The sequence below is a fragment of the Streptomyces sp. NBC_00038 genome (genome assembly GCF_026343635.1).
In the GTDB taxonomy this organism is placed as follows: domain Bacteria; phylum Actinomycetota; class Actinomycetes; order Streptomycetales; family Streptomycetaceae; genus Streptomyces.
This window is the reverse complement of the sequence record NZ_JAPELQ010000001.1, coordinates 6,785,199-6,806,364: the sequence shown is the minus strand read 5'-3', so window position 1 is coordinate 6,806,364 and position 21,166 is coordinate 6,785,199. Positions and strand designations below refer to the sequence as shown.

Sequence of the window (21,166 nt, the reverse complement as noted above, 5' to 3'; positions counted from 1 at the left end):
TCCTCCCTCATACTTCGATCTTGCCCAGGCGGCGGATGACGAAGAAGCCGACGGTGTAGAGGCCCAGGGACAGCAGGACCAGGCCCTGGCCGAGTGGGGAGCCGGTGACCCGGGCCAGGGCTCCTTCGTTCGAGGAGTTGATCAGCACGAGTGAGCCGATGCCCAGGAACGGGACCGTGAAGGCGGTGGCGTTGACCTCGGAGAGCATCGTGCGGACCTCGCGGCGGGTCTCCTTGCGGTCCTCCAGGGTCTGGGTGAGGTTCCGGAGGGAGCTGACGACCGAGCCGCCCGCCTTGTTGGCGAGCACCAAGGTCGTAACCAGGACGATCAGTTCGCGGGACGGGAGACGCTCGGAGAGTTCGGCGAGGGCGTCCTCGACGGTCCTGCCCATCGTCAACTGGTGGGCCACGTGCGCCAGTTCTTCGCCCGCCGGGGCTTCCAGCTCCTCCGCCGCCATCGCCAGGGCCGTACGCAGCGCCAGTCCGGCCGCCGTCGCGTTCGCCAGCAGGCGTGCCACGTCCGGGAGTTGGCTGATGAAGGCCTCGATGCGTTTCTGGCGCTGCCAGTTGAGGAAGATGGCCGCGCTCCAGACACCCAGGAGGGCGGCGATCGGGCCGAAGAAGGGGGCCAGGGTCGCCGCCGCGATCAGCCACAGCGCCACGACCACGGCGGTGACGTACGTGAAGAACTCCCCCGCCGTCACGTCCAGTCCGGTCGCCGACAGGCGCAGGTGGATCGTGCGGCCGATGCGGGTGCGGCGCACCCGGCGGTCGATGCCGGCGAAGCGGCGTACCCGGCCTGCCGCCGTACGGAGGGGGCCGGTGCCGGCGAGACGGTCGACCAGTGCCTGACGCTGGGCGCGTCCGGTGGCGTACGAGTGGACGCCCACGACGGCGAGTGTGCCGCACAGGATGGTCGCACCGAGGGCGAGCAGGGCTGGGTTGTTGTTCATGGCTCGCACCTCTCGGGTATGGGGGTCATCCGATGGCCTGCCTGGTGTTCAGTACGTCGATGGCCTCCGCCACGCCGAAGGCCGGTGGCAGCGGTTCGTTGGCGACGTACAGCTTCTCCGCGATCGAGCGCGGGAGCGGGAGGTGCTCGAAGTGGCCGTGGACGACCCGGTCGGGGCCTACGGGGCGGGGGACGAAGCGGGTGACGGGCGCGATGCGGAACTGTTCGCGGCCGTGCGAGACCAGCAGGGCGATCTCGGTGACCTTGCGGGAGCCGTCGGCGTGCCGGGAGAGCTGGACGACGACCTCGACGGCCGAGTTGATCTGGTCCTTCAGGGCCTCGAAGGGGATCTGGACCTCGGACATCGAGCCGAGGGTCTGCAGGCGCATCAGCGCGTCCTCGGCGGAGTTCGAGTGGACCGTGGCGAGCGAGCCGTCGTGGCCCGTCGACATGGCCTGGAGCATGTCGAGGGTCTCGCCGCCGCGGACCTCACCGACGATGATGCGGTCGGGGCGCATGCGCAGCGAGTTGCGGACCAGGTCGCGGATGGTGATCTGGCCCTTGCCCTCGACGTTCGGGGGGCGGGATTCGAGGCGGATGACGTGCTCCTGCTGGAGCTGGAGTTCGGCCGAGTCCTCGATGGTGATGATGCGTTCGTGGGACGGGATGAGCCCGGAGAGGGCGTTCAGCAGGGTCGTCTTGCCACTGCCCGTGCCGCCGCTGACGATGATGTTGAAGCGGGCGCGTACGAAGGCCGCGAGGAGCATGAGCATCTGCTCGTCGAGGGTGCCGAGGCCGATCAGCTCCGGCAGCGTGTACGCGCGGGGGAAGCGGCGGATCGTGAGGGTCGGGCCGGTGAGCGCGAGCGGCGGGATGATGACGTTGACGCGCTCGCCGGTGGGGAGGCGGGCGTCGACCATCGGGTTCGACTCGTCGACCCGCCTGTTGACGGTGGAGACGATCCGCTCGATGGTCTGCATCAGCTGCTCGTTGGAGGCGAAGCGGAGAGGGAGCTGCTCCACGCGCCCCGCTCGCTCCACGAAGATCGAGTCCGGGCCGTTGACCATGATCTCGGTGATCGACGCGTCGGCGAGCAGTGGCTCCAGGACGCCGAGTCCGAGGGCCTCGTCGACGACTCGGCGGATCAGCTGGGAGCGTTCCGCGGAGGAGAGGACCGGACCCTCGCGGCTGATGATGTGGCCGAGGACTCGCTCCAGGCGTACCCGGCGTTCGGCCGCGGCCAGGCTCGACATCTCGGCGAGGTCGATCTCTTCGAGCAGCTTCGAGCGGTAGACGGCGACGAGGTGTCCGTCCTCACGGGCGGGTCCCCCCTCGTCGGGGGCGGCGATACGGGAACGCAGGCTCATGGCTTCGGCTCCTCTCGTACGAGCGGGTCAGTCGTCGGTGGGCATGGTGGCGCTGCGTGAGACCGTCACGGGGTTGAACAGGGGGATGACGGAGGGGACTTGGACGGTGACGGTGGCCGTGGTGAGGTCGGGGCCCACGTCGAGCGTCGGCACGTTCGGGCTGAGCCAGCCGCTCACCGCGGCTTGTCCCGCCGCCGCGCCGTCGCCGTCCTGCGAGGCGACCCGCGCGGCGGCTCGCGCACCGGTGCCGGCCTGGTTGATGCCGTACCCGATGAGGCCCAACTGGATGGCGGCCATCCCGACGACGAGCAGGATGGGCAGGAAGCCGGTGAACTCCAGGATGGAGACGCCTCGGTCGTCCCGGAGCCGACGCCTCAGGCCCAGACGCTTCAGGATGAGCTTCATCCGCCGTCACCCTCCAACGCCGCCCCCGCTTCCCCGCTCACGGTCCAGTTCACATCGAACCCCGGGAAGAACAAGGGCACTTGGACGCTGACGTCGGCCGTCATCAGCGAGCCCTCCGGGCCGCAGGCGATCGCGGCACCGTCCCAGGCCCCCGGCAGATGCTCGCTCCCCGCCGCCTGGCACGCCCCGCCCACATCGCCCTCGACCGCGTACGCCGCCGTCGCCGCCCGGGCCGCCTCGTCCGCCGCGTTGCCGGCGAGGGAGTACGAGTAGCCGTACAGCACGCACTGCCAGAGGATGGTCATCACGACGAGCAACAGCGGGAACATTCCGGCGAATTCGAGGGTCACGGCCCCCCGGTCGCCGCCCTTGCGGCGGAGGGCCAGCGCTCCGCGGTCCGAGGGTGAGGACTTGCGGCGCCTGCCGCCGCCCCCGCCCTCCTGGGCGAGGACCAGTCCCAGTTCGCCCGCCAGTGCCCACAGCGCCTGCTTCACCGTGGAGCGGGCGTCCAGGTCCTGGAGGCGGCCCGCGTCGACCACCGACTGGAGTTCCTTGAAGGCGGCGGGGACCGCGGAGCGGGCGACCTTCGTGCCGGTGACCTTCTCGACCAGGGACGGCTGGATCTCCGTACCTCGGGCGAAGCGGTTGACGACGGTCGTCGTCTCCTCGGCCTTGCGGATCTGGAGGCGGTCCCACATGCGGATCATGCGTTTGGCGGCGCGGACGGCGATGACGTCGGGGGTGACGAGAAGGAGGGCCTGGTCGGCCATCTCGACGGCGGCGGCGGTCGCGGAGTTCAGCTGGGAGCCGCAGTCGACGATCACGACGTCGTTGCGGGAGCGCAGGGTGGACAGGACCTGGCGGGTCACCCGGTCGGTGACCTCCTCGCCGCGTTCGCCCTCCGAGGGGGCGAGGAGCAGGCCGAGGCCGGTGTCGTGGGTGTAGACGGCGTCCTGGAGTACCCGGGGGTTGATGTCGCTGATCCCGGCGAGGTCGGCGATCGACCTGCGGAACTGGACGTCGAGGTAGGAGGCCACGTCACCGGACTGGAGGTCCAGGTCGACCAGGGCCACGTCGCGCCCCGACGCCCTTGCGGCGAGGGCGAGTTGGACGGCCGTCACCGTCGCGCCCACGCCCCCCTTCGCGCCGGTCACCGTGACGACCGTGCCGCCGGGGCCCGCGTACAACTCCGGTGTACCGCTGACCAGATGGCGGCGCATGCCGTGGGACCACGCGGCGGCCGCCTGGACGCGTTCCGCGAGGGAGTCGTAGCCCAGCGGCAGGCCGATGATGCCGCGGGCGCCGGAGTCCATGGCGGCGGTGAGTACGCCGTTGCCGGTGTCGGCGGTGACGAGGACGACGCCGACCGCCGGGAAGCGCATCACCAGGTCCCGGATCAGGTCCAACGCCGGTACGGGGCCTATTCGTTCGTGGACCAGGACGACCTCGGGCAGCTCGTCCAGGGACTCCCCCGCGAGACGCGCGAGGGTGTCGAGGAGAGCGGTCGAGTCGGGGACCGGCGGGGCCGGTTCGGCGTCCGCGAGCTGGCTCAGCAGCGTGGTGAGCGCGCGGGCCGAGTCGATGTCCCCGACGGCCGGGAGGATACGGATGGTCATCGGACCCGCCTATGGGTCGTCGCGCCGGGCCGCGTGGTCGTCGGCCTGGACCGCGCAGCCGTCGCGCCGGGCCGCGTAGTCGCCATACCGGGCCGCGGAGCCGTCGCGCCGGGCCGCGTACTCGTCATGCCCGGCCTAGTGGTCGTCATGCCCGGCCTCCTACTTGTCCTCGTCGAGGGTGTACGTACGGTCGCCGGGAGCGACGGTGCTGTCCGCGCCGCCCGCGACCAGGGCCAGCCGGACGTGTTCGGCGAACGACTCGGCGTACGCGACGCGTTGGGCGTCGGCGGTACCGAGCGCGAAAGTGATGGGGACGGCCTGGGTGGCGGTCCGGCTGCGTTCGGCGGTGGACTGGCCGGGGTCGAGCGCGGTGAGCTTGCCGACGTCGATGACCCGGGCGTTCACCACGATGACCTTGGACTGGTCGACGCCCGTGTCGCCCTCGGCCTCGAAGGTGGCGTAGATGTTGACCCGCGAGCCCGGGTTGATCTTGCCCGCGACCCCCGTCGAAGCGTCGATCAGGATCGCGATCTCCTGCTGGCCCGCCTCCAGTGCGGGCCGGTCCACGATCATGTCGGCCTGCAGCAGAGAGCCCTTCTCCAGCTGGGTGACCGCGATCTTGCCGCGGATCTGGGAGAGGTCGGTGACGGCCGTGGACGACAGCCACCGCTCGGGCATCTCGACCTTCTCGAACTGGTCGGCCGACAGCTCCTTGTAGGGCGCGATGTCGTCCTTCAGGCGGTACGCCGCCACCTCCGGGCCGACCTTGGAGTTCACGTCGCGGATCACCGAGAGCACTCCGGCGAAGGCACCCATGGCGCACAGGGCCGAGAGGACCAGCAGGATGACGCCGCGGCGCTGGCGTGAGTTCATGATCCGGACAACCTCGATCGTGGGGCGGGGACGGCGGGGTCGAGCGGTCGTGCCTGGTGTTTTCCGTTGTGCTTATGTGGCGCCCGGGGGCAGGGCGCGTACGGAAGAGGCTGCCCGCGCGGGAGCGGCCGGAAGCTCCGCCGACGATGACGGCGCCTGTGACTTTGTCCGTAGCTGTGGCTGTGACGGTGAGGGTGACTGTGCCGACGGCGTTGGCGGCGAAGGCGGTGGCAGTGGCGCCGCGCAGAACCCGCAGCGGTCACCGATGAGTTCGAGCCCGCACCAGTGGCACTGTTCCCGCCGGACGGACGACACGAGCTGGTAGAGCACGGACACGTCGTACAGCCCGGCGGCGAACTCGACCAGCTTCCCGGTCCCCCACCAGCGCGCCGACTCCGCCGGCAGCGGTACGGTCGCGACGCCCTGCACCCGCCAGGCGGGCGCGAGCGTCTCGGTGACCCAGTCGGACGGTGCCTGGCCGGCGGCGGCGAGCAGCCGCGTGCCGAACTCCGGCCCGGCGAGCTCCTCCTGGCCGACGCGCACGAGCTGCGGTCGCGGATTGGCCAGTACGGCGAACTGGGCGCCCGGCACCCAGGACTTGGCGTGGGACTTCAGGGACACCGGCACCCGGTCGAGCTTGGCGACCGAGCCGAGCAGGGCTCCGGCGTAGATGTAGTGGGCGAGCAGACGGGCGGCGGAGGCGAGTACGCCCGGACTGAAGTCGCAGACCGAGAGCTGCCTCAACTGCTGGGCCAGCAGGGCGACTCCGAGTGGCGGCAGGTCAATGCCGAGCAGTGCGATGCGGTCGCTCTCCAGGACGGAGCGGACGGTGCGCAGCCGCTGTGTCACGTCGCCGGAGACCGAGGCGGGGTAGAGCGAGATGACGTACCCGTGCTGCTCGATGAGCGCGTGCATCCCCAGGAGTGAGCTTTCGAGGGTGTCGAGGGGCTGGACGACTGCGGGCGGGGTCTGCCGGTCGTGCGGTGGGAGCACCAGGTCGGGACTGGTGACGGCTATCGCGGTCGGCACGCTGCACACACCCCGTTCGCTGCGGCGGGCCGTTGCCTGCGGCGGAGTGGTCAACCACCGCCTCAGACCGCCCCTGTTTCGCCATGGACCGTCACATATGGCCACAGATCGCCACTGTGACGCCCTCCTGCATCAGCACCATATCCACGGCATGCCCCGCTCAACACCGACTTCGCGAGATCAACTCACTGAAGGTGCGGGCTTGATCAACGGAGAGTGAGGCGCATATGCCACAACTCGGCACGCCGGTAAGGGCGTTGAGGCATGCGGTGCCGCCCGGCGGCCGCCAGAGGTCTTGACAACCCAATTGGTCTGGACCACCTTGTACCCCACAACGGTGGCCACCGTTCCGTACCCCCTCCCCCCACACTTCCCCGCACCTCTCCCCCATCCCCTCCCTCTCACCGGAGGTCCCAGTGGACCGCGTATCAGGCATGCCCGGACGCAGACGCACTTGGGCGGGACTCCTCGCCGCCGCCGTCACCGCCTCCTTCCTCACCGTCGCCGGCCTCGCCACGGACGCCGAGGCCGCGGACATCAACAACGCGAAGAACGCCGGCTACGAGTCGGGCCTGACCAACTGGACGTGTTCCGCGGGCAGCGGTGCGACCGTCACCTCGCCGGTGCACGGCGGCGCGGCCGCGCTGAAGGGCACGCCGGCCGGGCAGGACAACGCCAAGTGCACCCAGGCCGTCGCGGTCAAGCCCAACTCGACGTACACGCTGAGCGCCTGGGTGCAGGGCGGGTACTCCTACCTCGGCGTGACCGGCACGGGTACGACGGACGTGTCGACCTGGACGCCCGACTCCACCGCCTGGAAGCAGCTGACGACCACCTTCACCACCGGCTCCGCGACGACCTCGGTGACGGTGTACACGCACGGCTGGTACGGACAGGCCGCCTACTACGCCGACGACCTCTCGGTGTTCGGCCCCGACGGCGGCGGTGGCAGCGACCCGGCCCCGACGATCCCCGCGGCCCCGGCCGGTCTGGCCGTCTCCTCGACGTCCTCGTCCTCCGTGTCCCTCGCCTGGAACACGGTCTCGGGCGCGACCGGCTACAACGTCTACCAGGGCTCCACGAAGGTCCAGTCGGTGACGGGCACTTCGGCGACCGTGTCCTCGCTGGCCGCCTCGACCTCGTACACCTTCCAGGTCAGCGCGACGAACTCGGCCGGTGAGTCGGCGAAGTCGGCGGCGGTCACCGGTACGACGACCGCGTCCGGGGGCGGCGGGGGCGGCACGCTGCCGAAGCACGCCGTGACCGGCTACTGGCAGAACTTCAACAACGGCGCGACGGTCCAGCGGATCTCCGCCGTCCAGTCCCAGTACGACATCATCGCGGTCTCGTTCGCCGACGCCACGACGACGCCGGGCGCGGTGACCTTCAACCTCGACTCGGCCGGGCTCGGCGGCTACACCGTCGACCAGTTCAAGGCGGACGTCGCCGCGAAGAAGGCCGCGGGCAAGAAGGTCATCATCTCCATCGGCGGCCAGAACGGCACGGTGACGATCAACGACTCCACGTCCGCGACGAACTTCGCCAACTCCGTCTACTCCCTGATGACGACGTACGGCTTCGACGGCGTCGACATCGACCTGGAGAACGGTCTCAACGCGACGTACATGACGCAGGCGCTGAGGTCCCTGTCCAGCAAGGCGGGCTCCTCGCTCATCATCACGATGGCCCCGCAGACGATCGACATGCAGTCCACGTCCAACGCCTACTTCCAGACGGCGCTGAACATCAAGGACATCCTGACCGTCGTCAACATGCAGTACTACAACAGCGGTTCGATGCTCGGCTGCGACGGCCAGGTGTACTCGCAGGGCTCGGTGAACTTCCTGACCGCGCTCGCCTGCATCCAGCTGGAGGGCGGCCTCGCCCCGTCCCAGGTGGGCCTCGGCCTCCCCGCCTCCACCAGCGGCGCGGGCAGCGGCTACGTCTCCCCGACGATCGTGAACAACGCCCTCGACTGCCTCACCAAGGGCACGAGCTGCGGCACCTTCAAGCCGTCCAGGACCTACCCGGACCTGCGCGGCGCGATGACCTGGTCGACGAACTGGGACGCCTCGGCGGGCAACGCGTGGTCGAACGCGGTGGGGCCGCACGTGCACGCGCTGCCGTAGCAGCGTCGGTCACTTCACTGCCGTAGAACTGTCCGTCACCTCGCTGTGCGGCGTCGCCGGTTTCCCGGCGGCGCCGCACAGTTCTTGGTGAGGCATGCCTAAGGCGGGTGTCCTAGACTCTCGGGACCCCGAAGCAGGAGCCTGGCCAGATGACACCCCCCGTGCAGATCCCCACGGACGAGTGCGCCTTCGACGACCCCGAGACCCGGCGGAGCTGGCAGCTCGCACGGCTGCGCGCGGGTGCGGTGCTGCCGCCGGTCATCATTCTGCTCCTTGCCACCCTGGTGGTGATGGGGATGCTCGGGGACCGGCCCACGACGCAGCCGATGTGGATGCGCGTCGTCGGCCTCGTGTGCGTCGTCGCGGCCCCGTTCACCTTCGCCTACGCGCTGTACTCGCTGGGTCCTGTCCTGCGCCTGCGGAGGATCCGCAGGGTGCTTCGTGTGTACCCCTGGGAGTACCGCGCGTCGGTCCGTCCCTCCCCCGGCGTCAAGGACACGATGGCGCTTCCCGTGCGCGTGCGGACCGACCCGGAAGGCGACTGGTCCAGGACCATGCGGGCGGTCAACCCGCTCCAGCGGAAGCGCTGGACGGGCGAGATGGAGCACGGCGCCTGGTTCGCAGGCGACCCCGAGTTCGGCGGAGTGATCGCGGTGCCGGGGGCCACGGACTTCATGACACTGGAGCGCGGCACCCGGACACCCCCGGACCTGTACCGGGAGATCGCCCGCGACAAGGAGCGCATGGCACGGGCCAAGCGGGCCGGTATCGCCACGCTCGGCGCAAGCCTTCGCGCCTAGGCCTGTCCGCAGCCGGCGGAGTGAAACATTTCCGTGGGTCCACCGCATCAATGAGGTGAAGGCAGTTCGGGGGACGTGGGGGGAGCTCATGAGACAGGGCCGGGCCGAGGAGTACCAGGAGTTCGCGGCGGCACGTGCGGGGCACATGTACCGCTCCGCATGTCTCCTCACCGGTGGGGACACCCACCTCGCCGAGGACCTGGTGCAGGAGACGCTCGGCCGGCTGTACGTCAGCTGGGGCCGGGTCTCGCGGGCCGAGAACCCCGCGGGGTACGCACAGACCGTCCTCACCCGCACGTTCCTGGCGCACCAGCGGCGCCGCAGCAGCAGGGAACGCGCCACGGACGTACTCCCCGACGTCCCCGACCCGCACTCGGCCGACGCCGACATGCCCCTGCGGCTGACCCTGGTCGAGGCGCTCGGCCGGCTGTCCGCCAAGGACCGCGCGGTGGTCGTCCTGCGCTACTGGGAGGACCGCAGCATCGAGGAGACCGCCGACGCGATGAACGTCAGCTCGGCCGCCGTGCGCACCCGCTGCGTCCGCGCCCTCGCCAGGCTGCGCGTCCTGCTCGGCGACGCCCTCGGCGAGTACGCGAAGTCCTGAAACCGGCCACAGCGCCGGCACCTTAACGACATTTGCACCGACCTAGCGGAGAGGGTGGTTCGCCATGCCCGTTGAAGACACCGAGGAACACTTCGAGGACCGGCTCGGCGCGGCCCTGCGCCAGGCCGGCGGGAGCTACGAGACCGACCGGCAGACGCTGATCAGCGCCGGGGAGGTGCGCGGCCGCAGGCTCCGGGTGCGGCGCAAGGCGTCCGTCCTCGGCGGTGTCGCCGGGGTCGCGCTGGTGGGACTGGGCGGGGCGCTGCTCCTGCCCGGGAACGGCGACGACGGCCGGCGGACCGTGATGGCGAGCCCGGCGTCCTCGGGCACGACCTCCGCCCAGCCCGGCACGGTCTCCGGCGACGAACTGGTCCGCACCCTCCAAGAGCTGCTCCCCGAGGGCGAGTTCAGCGGGCAGCAGTCGCGGGGCACGGACGCGGAGCTGCCGCCGTACGCGCTGACCGTGTACGACGACGGCCAGGGCAAGGCGGCCGTCAGCGTCAGCCTCAGCCGGATCCCGCCGGGCAGCGAGCAGGATCTCCAGGCGGTCGCGTGCCCGGACAAGAACCTGACACCGTACGACTCCTGCGTGACGAGCCAGTTGCCCGACGGTTCGGCTCTCATGCTGTTCCAGGGGTACGAGTATCCGGACCGCCGCGTGGACACCAAGCGGTGGTCCGCGGACCTCGTCACTCCGCAGGGGCAGCATGTCACCGTGACCGAGTGGAACTCCGCGGCCGAGAAGGACGCGCCGATCAGCAGGCCCGAACCGCCCCTGTCGACCGCGCAGTTGAAGACCGTGGTCACGGACACGGCATGGCGCACCGCCATCGACGCGATCCCCGAGGACCCGAAGAAGCCGACAGGCACCGTCGAGCAGCCGCCCGCCGGCATCGACGGCGCGGCGATCCGGTCCACGCTGACCTCCCTGCTCCCCGAGGACGTCGAGGTGGTCTCGGAGGGCGGCCAGGACACCGAGTACGCCTACCTCGTGGTCGACGACGGAGAGGGCGAGAGCCTCGTCCAGATCAACGTGCAGCCCGACATGTCGGACGTCGAGGGCCAGCTCTTCGGCACCGACGCCGAGACCCTGCCCGACGGCACGAAGGTCGTCACGCGTCAGAAGCCGGGCGAGAAGGCCGGCGCGGGGGTCGTGATGTGGACCGCCGACACCATCAGGACCGACGGCAGGCGTGTGGTGATCAGCGCCTTCAACTCCGGCAGCCAGAACGAGGCCGCCACCCGCGACACCCCCGCGCTCACGATCGAGGAGCTCAAGGACATCGCCACGAGTGCGAAGTGGATCGAGCTCGCCTGAACACAATCGGCCGGGAGCTAGAAGAAGTCCGCCCACGGCTGGTCCCAGATCTGCTTCACGCACAGGACGAGGAAGAGCAGTCCGGCGATGGCGAGCATGGCGTTGCTGAGCGGTCCGTTGCGCCACTCGCTCGGTGTGCGTGAGGAGTTGAGGAGCCAGATCAGGGTGAGGGCCAGGAAGGGGAGGAAGGCGGCGCCCAGGACGCCGTAGAGGATCACCAGGCGGAACGGCTGGCCCTGGAAGAGCAGGACGATCGGCGGGAAGGTCAGCCAGAGCAGATACGCGCGGAACGGCCAGGACTTCTCCCGGGCGCCCGAGGCCACTTCCTCCCCGGTCGTCCTGGTCCCGCGGTAGCGCTCCACGAAGTCCGCGAACATCAGGCTCACGCCGTGCCAGACGCCGATGAGCGAGGTGAAGGAGGTGGCGAAGAAGCCGATCAGGAAGAACTTGGCGGTCGCCGTGCCGTACTCCGCCTCCAGGATGTCGCTCAGCTGGATGAGGCCCTTGTCGCCGCTCGCGATGGCGATGTTCGCGGAGTGCAGGAGTTCCGCGCCGACGAAGAGCATCGAGATGACGAAGATGCCGGTGGTGATGTAGGCGACGCGGTTGTCGAGGCGCATGACCTTCATCCAGCCCGTGTTCGTCCAGCCCTTCGCGTTGACCCAATAGCCGTACGCCGCAAGGGTGATGGTGCCGCCGACCCCGCCGATCAGGCCGAGCGTGTTGAGGATCGAGTCCTTCTCGTCGGGGAGGACGGGGAGAAGGCCGGCGAAGGCGTCGCCGAGGTTGGGGGTGACGCGGATCGCCAGGTAGACGGTGACGACGAACATCACGCCCACCAGCACGGTCATGACCTTCTCGAAGACCTCGTACTTGTTGAACCACACGAACACGAGGCCGACCAGGCCGCAGATGACCGCCCACGGCTTGATCGACCAGTCGTCCGGGAAGACGTCGGGGAACAGCGCCTGCAGCGGCAGCGCGCTCGACGACATCGCCGCCGCGCCGTACACGAAGCCCCAGATGACCACGTAGACGACGAAGAAGTACGTCGTCCACCGGCCGAGGCTCGCCCAGCCGTCGAAGAGGGTCCGTCCGGTGGACAGATGCCAGCGGCCGGCCGCCTCGGCGAGGGAGATCTTGACCACGCAGCCGATGACCGCGGCCCAGAGCAGGGTGTAGCCGAAGTTGCTGCCCGCGACGAGCGTCGCGACGAGGTCACCGGCGCCGACGCCCGTCGCGGCGACGACGATGCCGGGTCCGATGTACTTCCAACTGGATTTGCGGGGCTGGGAGATGGACTCCCCTGACGCTGATTTCCCAGTGGTCTCCGTCATGTGACCCAAGAGAGCGTAAAGAGCAGGTGGGCACAAGGGAGCGCGCTTCGATCATCACCCGATGTGCACAGGGAACGCGCCGGGCAGCGATGACACGCCAGGGGGTGGCTGCGGGCCAGGTGAGGGCGTCGGGCGGTACGGTCCGCCTACATCCCCCGGCCCATTTTTCGGCCGATTCCCGCTACCGGCCCATGGGGGACTCTTGACCTGACCATGCCAGACCTCCACGATGAGCGCCACACCCGCACCAGGCACGTCGCAAGGATCCACCCCCCACCCGCTCCACTCCCTTCGTTCCGGAGATCCCGGAACGCCCGGAGAAACAAGGAGATTTCATGCGACTTCGCATTCGCGGCAGCGGCGCCGGAACCACCGGAACGAGACGCGGCCGCCGCACCGCCGCCTTCGCCACCCTGCTGGCGCTCGCGCTCGCGGCCCCCCTCCTCACCACGGCCACCGACGCCACGGCCGGCAACGCGAAGGCCCCCGCGGCCGAGGCGGACCCCGTCCGCCAGTACGAGGTGCACACGCACTCGGACTCCGCGTCCCGTACGGCGATCCAGCAGACCGGCGTGACCGTGGACGAGGCCGACACGGAGACCGTCGTCGTCTCGGGCCGCGCGGACCAGATCAAGAAGCTGCGCTCGCTCGGCTACGAGGTCTCGCTGCTCGGCTCGGCACCGGACCGTTCGAGCGCGGCCGACGTGGGGGTCCTCGACTTCCCCACGGCCGACTCGACCTACCACAACTACGCGGAGATGACGAGCGACATCAGCTCCGTCATCGCGGCCTACCCGAACCTCGTGAGCCAGCGCGTCATCGGCACCTCGTACCAGGGCCGGAACATCGTCGCCCTCAAGATCAGCGACAACGTCGGTACGGACGAGGCCGAGCCCGAGGTGCTGTTCACCCACCACCAGCACGCCCGCGAGCACCTCACCGTCGAGATGGCGCTCTATCTGCTGAAGGAGCTGACCTCCAAGTACTCCACGGACTCCCGTGTCGCCAGCGTGGTCAACTCCCGGGAGATCTGGATCATCCCGGACCTCAACCCGGACGGCGGCGAGTACGACATCGCGAGCGGCGCGTACCGCTCGTGGCGCAAGAACCGCCAGCCCAACACCGGTTCGTCGTACGTCGGTACCGACCTCAACCGCAACTGGAACTACCAGTGGGGCTGCTGTGGCGGCTCCTCCGGGTCGACGTCCTCGGAGACCTACCGCGGTACGGCGCCCGAGTCCGCCCCCGAGGTCAAGGTGGTCGCGAACTTCGTACGCAGCCGGGTCGTCGGCGGCACCCAGCAGATCAAGACGGGCATCGACTTCCACACGTACAGCCAACTGGTGCTGTGGCCCTACGGCTACACGACCGCCAACACCGCGCCCGGCATGACGCTGGACGACCGCAACGCCTTCGCCGCGGTCGGCGGGAAGATGGCAGCCAGCAACGGTTACACGCCCGAGCAGTCCAGTGACCTCTACATCACGGACGGCTCGATCGACGACTGGCTGTGGGGCAACCAGAAGATCTTCGCGTACACCTTCGAGATGTACCCGTCCTCCGCCTCCGGCGGCGGCTTCTACCCGCCCGACGAGGTCATCACCCGGGAGACGTCCCGCAACCGGGACGCGGTGCTGCAGCTCCTGGAGAACTCCGACTGCATGTACCGGTCCATCGGTAAGGAAGCGACGTATTGCGCGTAGCGCTCCGCCGGTGAACTGGAGAGCTGCCTGAGGTCGTTGGGGAACTGCGGGCCGTACGTGGCCGGTCGCGCAGTTCCCCGCGCCCCTTACGGGGCGCTCTCCTCGCTGTCCTTGGTGGCCTCGGTCTCGGTGTCCGCGTCTTCCGCGTCCTCGTCGCCGTCCTCGAAGTAGGCGTCCAGGACCGCGTCCAGCTGTTCCTCCCACTCGCCGAACCGCGCCCGGGACGTCGCCTCGATCTCGATCGGGTACCAGCGGCGGTCGGGGGTGTGGACGGTGATGGTGAACCGCTTGCCGAAGCGCGGGGACTCCGTCTCCACGGCGCCGATCTCGTCCCAGCGGAACTCGCACGCCTGGTCGTCCAGGGCGAGCCGTACGCCCTTGTGATCGGCGGCGATCTTCGCTCGGCGGTCGGAGGCCTCGAAGACGGGACCGTCGGGGGCTTCGTCCTCCTCTGCCTCCTCGACCTCCTCGGACTTCTCTGCCTTTTCGAGATCGGCCTTCTCGAGAGAGGGTCCCTCGGACACCTCGGCCTCGGCCTCCGGCTTCGCCTCCGCCTCGACGGAGTCGTCCGGCGACTCGGCGTCCGCCGGCTCTCCGGACACGGGTGAGGTGAGCCCGGGGATGAAGGCCGGGTCGAACCCGGCGCCTTCCAGGGGCTGGCTGCTCGAACCTATGCGCTGCTCCACAGCCGGAAGTATGGCGGACGAAGCTGTGCCATGGGGCGCCGGGGCGGAAGGCATCTCGGGGGACGGACGGCACGAGTGGGGCCACGGACCTTTCCACGCCACCGCACAGGTCGACAGCGCCCGCTGTCCCAGGAGCGTCCGCGTGGCTGTGAACGGCCTTCCTGCGGTGGCGCATGAGCTTTACCGAAGCGGGTGTTCTGCTCTCAGCCAAGCCGCTCACACCTGCGATGGCGTGAGCGACAGGATCGACACATGCAGCCCATCTTCGTTCTCGTGCACAGTCCGTCTGTGGGCCCCTCGACCTGGCACCCTGTGGCCGAGCACCTGACGGCGGCGGGTTACCGGGTACGGGTGCCGTCCCTGCTGCACATAAGCACCGGTGCTCCGCCATTTTGGCCCCGCATCGCCGATGCCGTCCGCAACGACCTCCGACAGGTCTCGGCCGACAGCCCCGTCACGTTGGTGGCGCACAGCAACGCGGGCTTGTTTCTCCCCGCGATTCGCGCGGGCCTCGACCAACCGGTGACCAGCTCGATCTTCGTCGATGCCGCACTGCCGGCCCGGATCGGACCGACCCCTGTCGCCCCACCCGAATTGCTGGAGTTCCTCCGCCCGATGGCCGTGAACGGCAAGCTGCCGCGCTGGACCGACTGGTGGGACGAGGCGGACATCGCTCCCATGTTCTCCGATCCGATGGTCCGCCAGACAGTCGTCGAAGAGCAGCCCACCCTGCCGCTGTCCTACTACGAGCAGCACATCCCGGTCCCCCACGGCTGGGACGACCATCCCTGCTCCTACCTGCTGTTCGGCCCTCCCTACGACGACCTTGCCGTCGAGGCACACGAACGCGGCTGGCATGTGGCACACCTACCCGGCGCGCACCTGCATCAGATCGTCGACCCTGCCGGCACAGCCCGCCACCTCGTCGAACTCGCCGCCATGACCTGATCCACTTCCTGTCCTTCCTCAGCACCAAGTACAAGAACTCTTCGCCGAAGGCGACGCCTGAGTCACCGGGCCGGCGAGGGGGCCACCGCCACCCCACCGGCCCGACCAACCGCCGTACCGCCTACACGAACAAACTCAGCACCGCCGCCACCGCGAACCCCGCCACCGACAGCACCGACTCCAGGACCGTCCAGGTCTTCAGGGTGTCGCGCTCGCTGATGCCGAAGTACTTCGCCACCATCCAGAAGCCGCCGTCGTTCACGTGCGAGGCGAAGATCGAACCCGCCGAGATCGCCATGATGACGAGGGCCACGAAGGCCTGCGAGTGGTCGCCCTCGGCGAGGAGGGGCGCGACGATGCCGGCCGTGGTGACGATGGCGACGGTGGCCGAGCCCTGGGCGACGCGCAGGACCACGGAGATCAGATAGGCGAGGACGAGGACCGGCAGGCCGACGTCGTTGAAGGTGTCCGAGAGGGCCTGGGCGACACCGCTGGCCTTCAGTACGGCGCCGAAGATGCCGCCCGCGCCGACCACGAGCAGGATGTTGCCGACCGGCTTGAGGGATGAAGTCGACACCGTTTCAAGGGACTTGCGGGACCAGCCTCGCCGGATGCCCAGCAGGTAGTACGCCAGGAGCAGGGCGATGGTCAGGGCCACGAAGGGGCTGCCGAAGAACTCGATCACCGAGCGGAGGGTGGAGGGGTCGAGCGCGATCGAGGAGAACGTCGCCGCGAGGATCAGCACCAGCGGCGTACCGATGATGCCGATGACCGTGCCGAGGGGGACCGGGGTCTCGCGCGGCTCGACGCCGGACGCCCGCTGCTCCTCCCGCACGGCCAGCTTCGCCTCCGCGGCGGCCTCGACCATGTCCTGCGGTACGGCGACGAAGATCCGCTTGCCGATCCAGGCGGCGTAGACCCAGGCGGCGGCCACGGCGGGGAGTCCGCAGACCACGCCCATGAGGATGACCCAGCCGAGGTCCACGTGCAGGAGTCCGGCGGCGGCCACCGGGCCCGGGTGCGGCGGCAGGAACGCGTGCGTCACGGACAGGCCCGCGAGCAGCGGCAGGCAGTACAGGAGGATCGACTTGCCGCTTCTCTTCGCCGCCGCGTACACGATCGGGGCGAGGACGAAGATGCCGACGTCGAAGAAGACCGGGATGCCGAAGATCAGGCCGGTGAGGCCCATCGCGAGCGGGGCCCGCTTCTCGCCGAACAACCCGAGCAGCCGGGACGCCAACACCTCGGCGCCGCCGCTGACTTCGAGGATCGCGCCGAGCATCGTGCCGAGCCCGATGATGATCGCGACATGGCCGAGGATGCCGCCCATGCCGGACTCGATGACCGAGACGGCCGTGGACCTCTGGACCGTGCCGAAGAGTTCCGTGACCGACAGCCCGGCGGAGAGGCCGACGGCTATGGAGACGGCGAGCAGCGCCACGAAGGGCTGCAGCCTGAGCTTGATGATCAGGACGAGGAGGAGTGCGATTCCGAGGGCGGCGACCGTGAGCAGTCCGGCGGTGCCGTCGATGAGGAGGAGCAGGCCGCCGGTGTGGGGTGGGGTCTCCGGAGCGGGGGCTGTGGCTGCGAGCGGATAGGAGAGCAAGGGGGACCTCTTCTTAAGTGCATAGAGCTTTCGGGCGTGGGGGATCGCGGCACGGCGCCCAGGGGATGACGGGCGCCGCACCGTGAAGACGTACGGGGTGCGGGAGAGGTGGGGAGAGGAGCGTCAGCCGAGTACGGCCAGCGCGTCGATCTCGATGAGGAGTCCGGCCGGCAGACCGACGTAGACCGTCGTGCGGGCGGCGGGGGGCGCGGTGAGGCCCTGCTCCTCGAAGTAGGTGTTGTAGATGCCGTTCATCTCGGCGAAGTGGTCGACGTCGGTGAGGTAGACGCGGATCATCATCACGTCGTCCCAGCTCGCGCCGCCCTCTTCGAGGATCGCCTTGACGTTGGCGAGGGTCTGGAGGGTCTGCTCGCGCAGCGCCGGTCCGGCGGTCGTGGGCGGCTCGCCTTCGACGGCCGGGAGGAAGCCGACCTGCCCGGCGACCTGGAGGATGTTCCCCTTCCGCACGCCGTGCGAGAACTTGGCGGGCGGGGTGGTGTGGGTCTTGGGGGTGAGGGCGATCTTGTCGGTCATGCCGTGCTCATTCCTTCGGGGCAGCTGGGGCGGCTTCTCTGACGGTGGGCTTGCCGGAGTACTCGCGGCTGATGGCGTCCGCCGTACGGCGCACCAGCGGGAGCAGGGTGAGGAGTTCCTCGCGGGTGACGACGACGTTGGGTGCGGAGACGGACATCGCGGCGACGACCCGTCCGTCGGTGCCGCGGATGGGGGCGCCCACGCAGTTGATGGACTCCTCGTGACCACCGAGGTCGGTGGCCCAGCCCTGTTCGCGCACCGTGGCCAGCTCCTTGAGGAAGGCGGGGGCGTTGGGGATCGAACGGGCCGTGTACATGGGGTAGTCGAGCTTGTCGGCGAGCGCGCGCCGCTCGGGCTCGGGCAGGTCGGCGAGGAGCAGCTTCGCGACGGCGGCGACGGTGATGGCGACGGGCTTCCCGATCCGCGAGTACATCCGCACCGGGTACCGGCTCTCCACCTTGTCGATGTAGAGGACCTCCTTCTCCTCGTAGACCGCGAGGTGGACGGTGTGCCCGCACTGCTCGTTCAGCCGTACGAGGTGGGGGTGGGCGATCTCCCGGATGTCCAGGTTCTCCACCGCCTCCTGGGCGAGGGCGAAGAGGCGGGCGCCGAGGCGGTAGCGCTGGTCGGACTGGCGGTAGACGAGCCCGTGCTCGTGCAGCGTGCGCAGGAGGCGGAGCGCGGTGGACTTGTGCACGTCGAGCCGCTCGGCGACCTGCCCGAGGTCGGCGGGGCCCTCGGCGAGCAGCGGCAGGATGCTCAGCGCTCGGTCGACGGTCTGGCTCATGGGGTACGTACCTCCTCGTCGGCCCGCGTGACGGCTTCGGTCCAGCCGGGGCCGAGTCGAAGTGTCCCCCACGCCTCGTCGTCCAGAGCGGCCAGCCGGTCGGCGTGGTCGCGGGAGGGCGGCGCGGCCAGGTCACCGGGGACGGTGAGGGCGGCCGCCGCCATGAGGTGGCCGTGCCGGAGCCGGTCCCTGGCGGGGAGCCCGCGCAGGGTCGCGGAGAGGAACCCGGCGGCGAAGGCGTCGCCTGCGCCGACGGCGGCGACGACGTCGACGCGCAGGGCGCGGACGAGCGTGGCGGTGCCGTCCGCGTCCTCGGTCCCCTCGATGTCCCTGTCGAACATGACGGCTCCGCCCTTGCCGTACTTGACGACCAGGACGTCCGGCTCCGGCAGCGCGTCACGGATCGCCTGTGCGCCGCGCAGCCCCCAGGCGTCCCGCGCCTCGTCCTCACCGACAAACACGACGTCGGCGCCGCGCGCGAGGTCGAGCAGGACGCGCGGTCCGGCTGTGTCGTGCCACAGCCCGGGGCGGTGGTTGACGTCGAAGGAGACGAGCGGGCGTCCGGGCCGACGCGCGGTGAGTTCGCGCAGCAGGCCGAGGCAGTCGTCGGAGAGCGCGGCCGTGATGCCGGAGAGGTGCAGCACCCGGGCGGAGCGGACGGCGTCCAGGTCCGTGTTGTCCGCTGTCATCGCGGAGGCGGCCGAGCCGGCCCGGTAGTAGGCGACCTCGTGCGCGTCGGTCGCCCGGTCGCCCGCCGTGCGGAAGTAGATGCCCGTCGGACGCACGGGATCCCGTCGTACGGCGGAGGTGTCCACGCCGTACGCGGTGATCGCCTCGACCAGATGGTCGCCGAAGGCGTCCGCGCCGACCCTGCTGACCCACTGCACGGAGTGCCCGGCGGCGGCGAGCACACACGCCACGTTCGACTCCGCGCCCCCGATCCCCCGCTCGAACGACGGGACATCGGCCAGGCGCCCCGGCCCGGACGGCAGGAACGTGACCATGGACTCGCCGAGTGCTACGACGTCGAAGGCGGTCACGATGGTTGGGGCCCCTTGCTCTCTCGGGCGACGGCACCGGCACCGTTGACCCTGCGTTGGCTGGGATGTTAGACAGCAGTAAGCGACATACGCAATGAGCGTTGCAGATACTGCAACGCACCTCATCAGGGAATCCGGGAGGCACCATGGGCGCCGACACCGCCGCAGTACAGCTGGCCGCTCTCACCGCGGACCGCGTCGACCACCGCTTCAAGGGCCTCCCCCCGGATGCCGAGGGCCTGACCGTCGGCGAGCTGGCCGCCCAGCGCCGCAACCTCTTCACGGACGGCTTCACCACCCCCGTCCTCGCCCTCTCCGCCGAGCGCCTGGAGCACAACCTCGCGCTCATGGAGACGTACGCCACCCGGCACGGCCTCGTCTTCGCCCCGCACGGCAAGACCTCGATGGCCCCGCAGTTGTTCTGGCGGCAGATCGAGCACGGCGCCTGGGGCATCACCCTCGCGGTCCCCCACCAGGTGCGCGTGGCAAGGGAGTTCGGCATCGACCGGATCTTCCTCGCGAACGAACTCGTGGACGCGCCGGCGCTGCGCTGGATCGCGTCCGAGCTGGCGGCGGACCCGGACTTCCGCTTCATCTGTTACGTCGACTCCGTACGCGGCGTGGAGCTGATGGACGCCGCGCTCTTCGGAGCCCCCCGCCCCGTGGACGTCGTCGTCGAACTCGCCGCCGGTGAGGGCGCCCGTACCGGCGTCCGTACGGAGGAGGAGTGCGCGGCGGTCGCGGACGCGGTGGCCGCGACGGAGACGCTGCGGCTGGTCGGCGTCGCGGGCTACGAGGGCGAGGTTCCGCAGGCCGACCCCGAGCGTGTGCACGCGTGGCTGCGCCGGCTCACCGCCCTGGCGGCGGACTTCGACAAGTCGGGCCGGTTCACGGGCCTCGACGAGATCGTCGTCAGCGCGGGCGGCAGCGCCTGGTTCGACGCGGTGGCGGACGTGTTCGCCGAGATCCCCGAACTCTCCCTCCCGGTACTGAAGTTGCTGCGCTCCGGCGCGTACGTCTCGCACGACGACGGCCACTACCGCAAGCTCACCCCCTTCGCCCGCGTCCCCGAGGAGGGCGCCCTGCACCCCGCCTTCCGGCTGTGGGCCCAGGTCGTCTCCCAGCCCTCCGCCGACCAGGCCTTCGTCAACGCGGGCAAGCGGGACGCGGCGTACGACCTCGATCTGCCGGAGGCCCAGGTGGTCCGCCGCGACGGCACCGAGCGCCCGGCCACCGGCGTCACGGTCAGCGGCCTCTCCGACCAGCACGGCTGGCTCCGCACGGCCCCGGAGGCGGACCTCCAGGTCGGCGACTGGCTGGGCATGGGCCTGTCCCACCCGTGCACGTCCTTCGACAAGTGGCAGCTGATCCCGGTGGTCGAGGCGGACGGCACGGTCGTCGACTACATCCGCACCTTCTTCTAGACAACACAG

19 protein-coding genes are annotated in these 21,166 nt (G+C 69.9%); 7 read left to right on the top strand and 12 right to left on the bottom strand.

Features of this window, described 5'->3' with window-relative positions; all coding sequences use genetic code 11:
• Nucleotides 1-7 precede the first annotated feature (7 nt).
• The 6 genes from OG219_RS30920 to OG219_RS30895 form a co-directional block, all read right to left on the bottom strand.
• On the bottom strand, nt 8-952 hold the full coding sequence (locus OG219_RS30920; protein WP_266831972.1) for a type II secretion system F family protein: 945 nt from the start codon (nt 950-952) through the stop codon (nt 8-10).
• Between the two features lie 25 nt (nt 953-977).
• Nucleotides 978-2,318 carry a CpaF family protein gene (locus OG219_RS30915; protein ID WP_266831970.1) on the bottom strand — a complete coding sequence of 447 codons (1,341 nt, stop codon included), beginning with the start codon at nt 2,316-2,318 and terminating at the stop codon, nt 978-980.
• A 27-nt stretch (nt 2,319-2,345) separates the two neighbouring features.
• The gene (locus OG219_RS30910; protein WP_266831968.1) at nt 2,346-2,723 is read right to left on the bottom strand and encodes a TadE/TadG family type IV pilus assembly protein; all 378 of its coding nucleotides are present in this window, start codon (nt 2,721-2,723) and stop codon (nt 2,346-2,348) included.
• The gene (locus OG219_RS30905; RefSeq protein ID WP_266831966.1) at nt 2,720-4,339 is read right to left on the bottom strand and encodes an AAA family ATPase; all 1,620 of its coding nucleotides are present in this window, start codon (nt 4,337-4,339) and stop codon (nt 2,720-2,722) included. The genes OG219_RS30910 and OG219_RS30905 overlap by 4 nt, the downstream gene beginning before the upstream one ends.
• A 159-nt stretch (nt 4,340-4,498) precedes the next feature.
• A complete protein-coding gene (cpaB, locus tag OG219_RS30900) occupies nt 4,499-5,212 on the bottom strand; it encodes a Flp pilus assembly protein CpaB (RefSeq protein ID WP_266831964.1) in 714 nt (237 codons plus the stop codon).
• 72 nt (nt 5,213-5,284) lie between these two features.
• The gene (locus OG219_RS30895; RefSeq protein ID WP_266831962.1) at nt 5,285-6,241 is read right to left on the bottom strand and encodes a hypothetical protein; all 957 of its coding nucleotides are present in this window, start codon (nt 6,239-6,241) and stop codon (nt 5,285-5,287) included.
• Nucleotides 6,242-6,675: 434 nt separating this feature from the next.
• Here OG219_RS30895 and OG219_RS30890 point away from each other — a divergent pair, with 434 nt between their 5' ends.
• The 4 genes from OG219_RS30890 to OG219_RS30875 all read left to right on the top strand — a co-directional run bounded on the left by OG219_RS30890 (nt 6,676) and on the right by OG219_RS30875 (nt 11,092).
• Nucleotides 6,676-8,370: a chitinase gene (locus OG219_RS30890; RefSeq protein WP_266831960.1), complete on the top strand. Its 1,695-nt coding sequence runs from the start codon at nt 6,676-6,678 to the stop codon at nt 8,368-8,370.
• Nucleotides 8,371-8,519: 149 nt separating this feature from the next.
• On the top strand, nt 8,520-9,170 hold the full coding sequence (locus tag OG219_RS30885) for a hypothetical protein (protein WP_266831958.1): 651 nt from the start codon (nt 8,520-8,522) through the stop codon (nt 9,168-9,170).
• A gap of 88 nt (nt 9,171-9,258) precedes the next feature.
• Nucleotides 9,259-9,774 carry a SigE family RNA polymerase sigma factor gene (locus OG219_RS30880; protein WP_266831956.1) on the top strand — a complete coding sequence of 172 codons (516 nt, stop codon included), beginning with the start codon at nt 9,259-9,261 and terminating at the stop codon, nt 9,772-9,774.
• 64 nt (nt 9,775-9,838) lie between these two features.
• A complete protein-coding gene (locus tag OG219_RS30875; protein WP_266831954.1) occupies nt 9,839-11,092 on the top strand; it encodes a hypothetical protein in 1,254 nt (417 codons plus the stop codon).
• A gap of 17 nt (nt 11,093-11,109) precedes the next feature.
• On the opposite strand, the gene OG219_RS30870 is transcribed toward OG219_RS30875, so the two are convergent.
• Complete coding sequence (locus OG219_RS30870) at nt 11,110-12,429, bottom strand: Nramp family divalent metal transporter (protein ID WP_266831952.1); 1,320 nt, start codon at nt 12,427-12,429, stop codon at nt 11,110-11,112.
• 335 nt (nt 12,430-12,764) lie between these two features.
• Here OG219_RS30870 and OG219_RS30865 point away from each other — a divergent pair, with 335 nt between their 5' ends.
• On the top strand, nt 12,765-14,132 hold the full coding sequence (locus tag OG219_RS30865) for a M14 family metallopeptidase (RefSeq protein ID WP_266831950.1): 1,368 nt from the start codon (nt 12,765-12,767) through the stop codon (nt 14,130-14,132).
• 86 nt (nt 14,133-14,218) lie between these two features.
• Here OG219_RS30865 and OG219_RS30860 read toward each other — a convergent pair whose 3' ends face one another.
• On the bottom strand, nt 14,219-14,818 hold the full coding sequence (locus tag OG219_RS30860) for a hypothetical protein (protein WP_266831948.1): 600 nt from the start codon (nt 14,816-14,818) through the stop codon (nt 14,219-14,221).
• A 252-nt stretch (nt 14,819-15,070) separates the two neighbouring features.
• Between OG219_RS30860 and OG219_RS30855 the strand changes: the two genes are divergently transcribed.
• Nucleotides 15,071-15,766, top strand: coding sequence for an alpha/beta hydrolase (locus OG219_RS30855; RefSeq protein ID WP_266831946.1), 696 nt, complete (start codon nt 15,071-15,073; stop codon nt 15,764-15,766).
• A gap of 121 nt (nt 15,767-15,887) precedes the next feature.
• Here the strand turns inward: OG219_RS30855 and OG219_RS30850 are convergent, their stop codons facing one another.
• From OG219_RS30850 to OG219_RS30835, 4 genes are all read right to left on the bottom strand, one after another.
• Nucleotides 15,888-17,372 carry a GntP family permease gene (locus OG219_RS30850; RefSeq protein WP_266831944.1) on the bottom strand — a complete coding sequence of 495 codons (1,485 nt, stop codon included), beginning with the start codon at nt 17,370-17,372 and terminating at the stop codon, nt 15,888-15,890.
• A gap of 123 nt (nt 17,373-17,495) precedes the next feature.
• Nucleotides 17,496-17,906, bottom strand: coding sequence for a RidA family protein (locus OG219_RS30845; RefSeq protein ID WP_266831943.1), 411 nt, complete (start codon nt 17,904-17,906; stop codon nt 17,496-17,498).
• A 7-nt stretch (nt 17,907-17,913) separates the two neighbouring features.
• Complete coding sequence (locus OG219_RS30840) at nt 17,914-18,693, bottom strand: IclR family transcriptional regulator (RefSeq protein ID WP_266831942.1); 780 nt, start codon at nt 18,691-18,693, stop codon at nt 17,914-17,916.
• A complete protein-coding gene (locus OG219_RS30835; RefSeq protein WP_266831941.1) occupies nt 18,690-19,733 on the bottom strand; it encodes a sugar kinase in 1,044 nt (347 codons plus the stop codon). Before OG219_RS30835 ends, OG219_RS30840 begins: the two co-directional genes overlap by 4 nt.
• 146 nt (nt 19,734-19,879) lie before the next feature.
• Between OG219_RS30835 and OG219_RS30830 the strand changes: the two genes are divergently transcribed.
• The gene (locus tag OG219_RS30830) at nt 19,880-21,157 is read left to right on the top strand and encodes an amino acid deaminase (RefSeq protein WP_266831940.1); all 1,278 of its coding nucleotides are present in this window, start codon (nt 19,880-19,882) and stop codon (nt 21,155-21,157) included.
• The last annotated feature ends 9 nt before the right edge of the window (nt 21,158-21,166 follow it).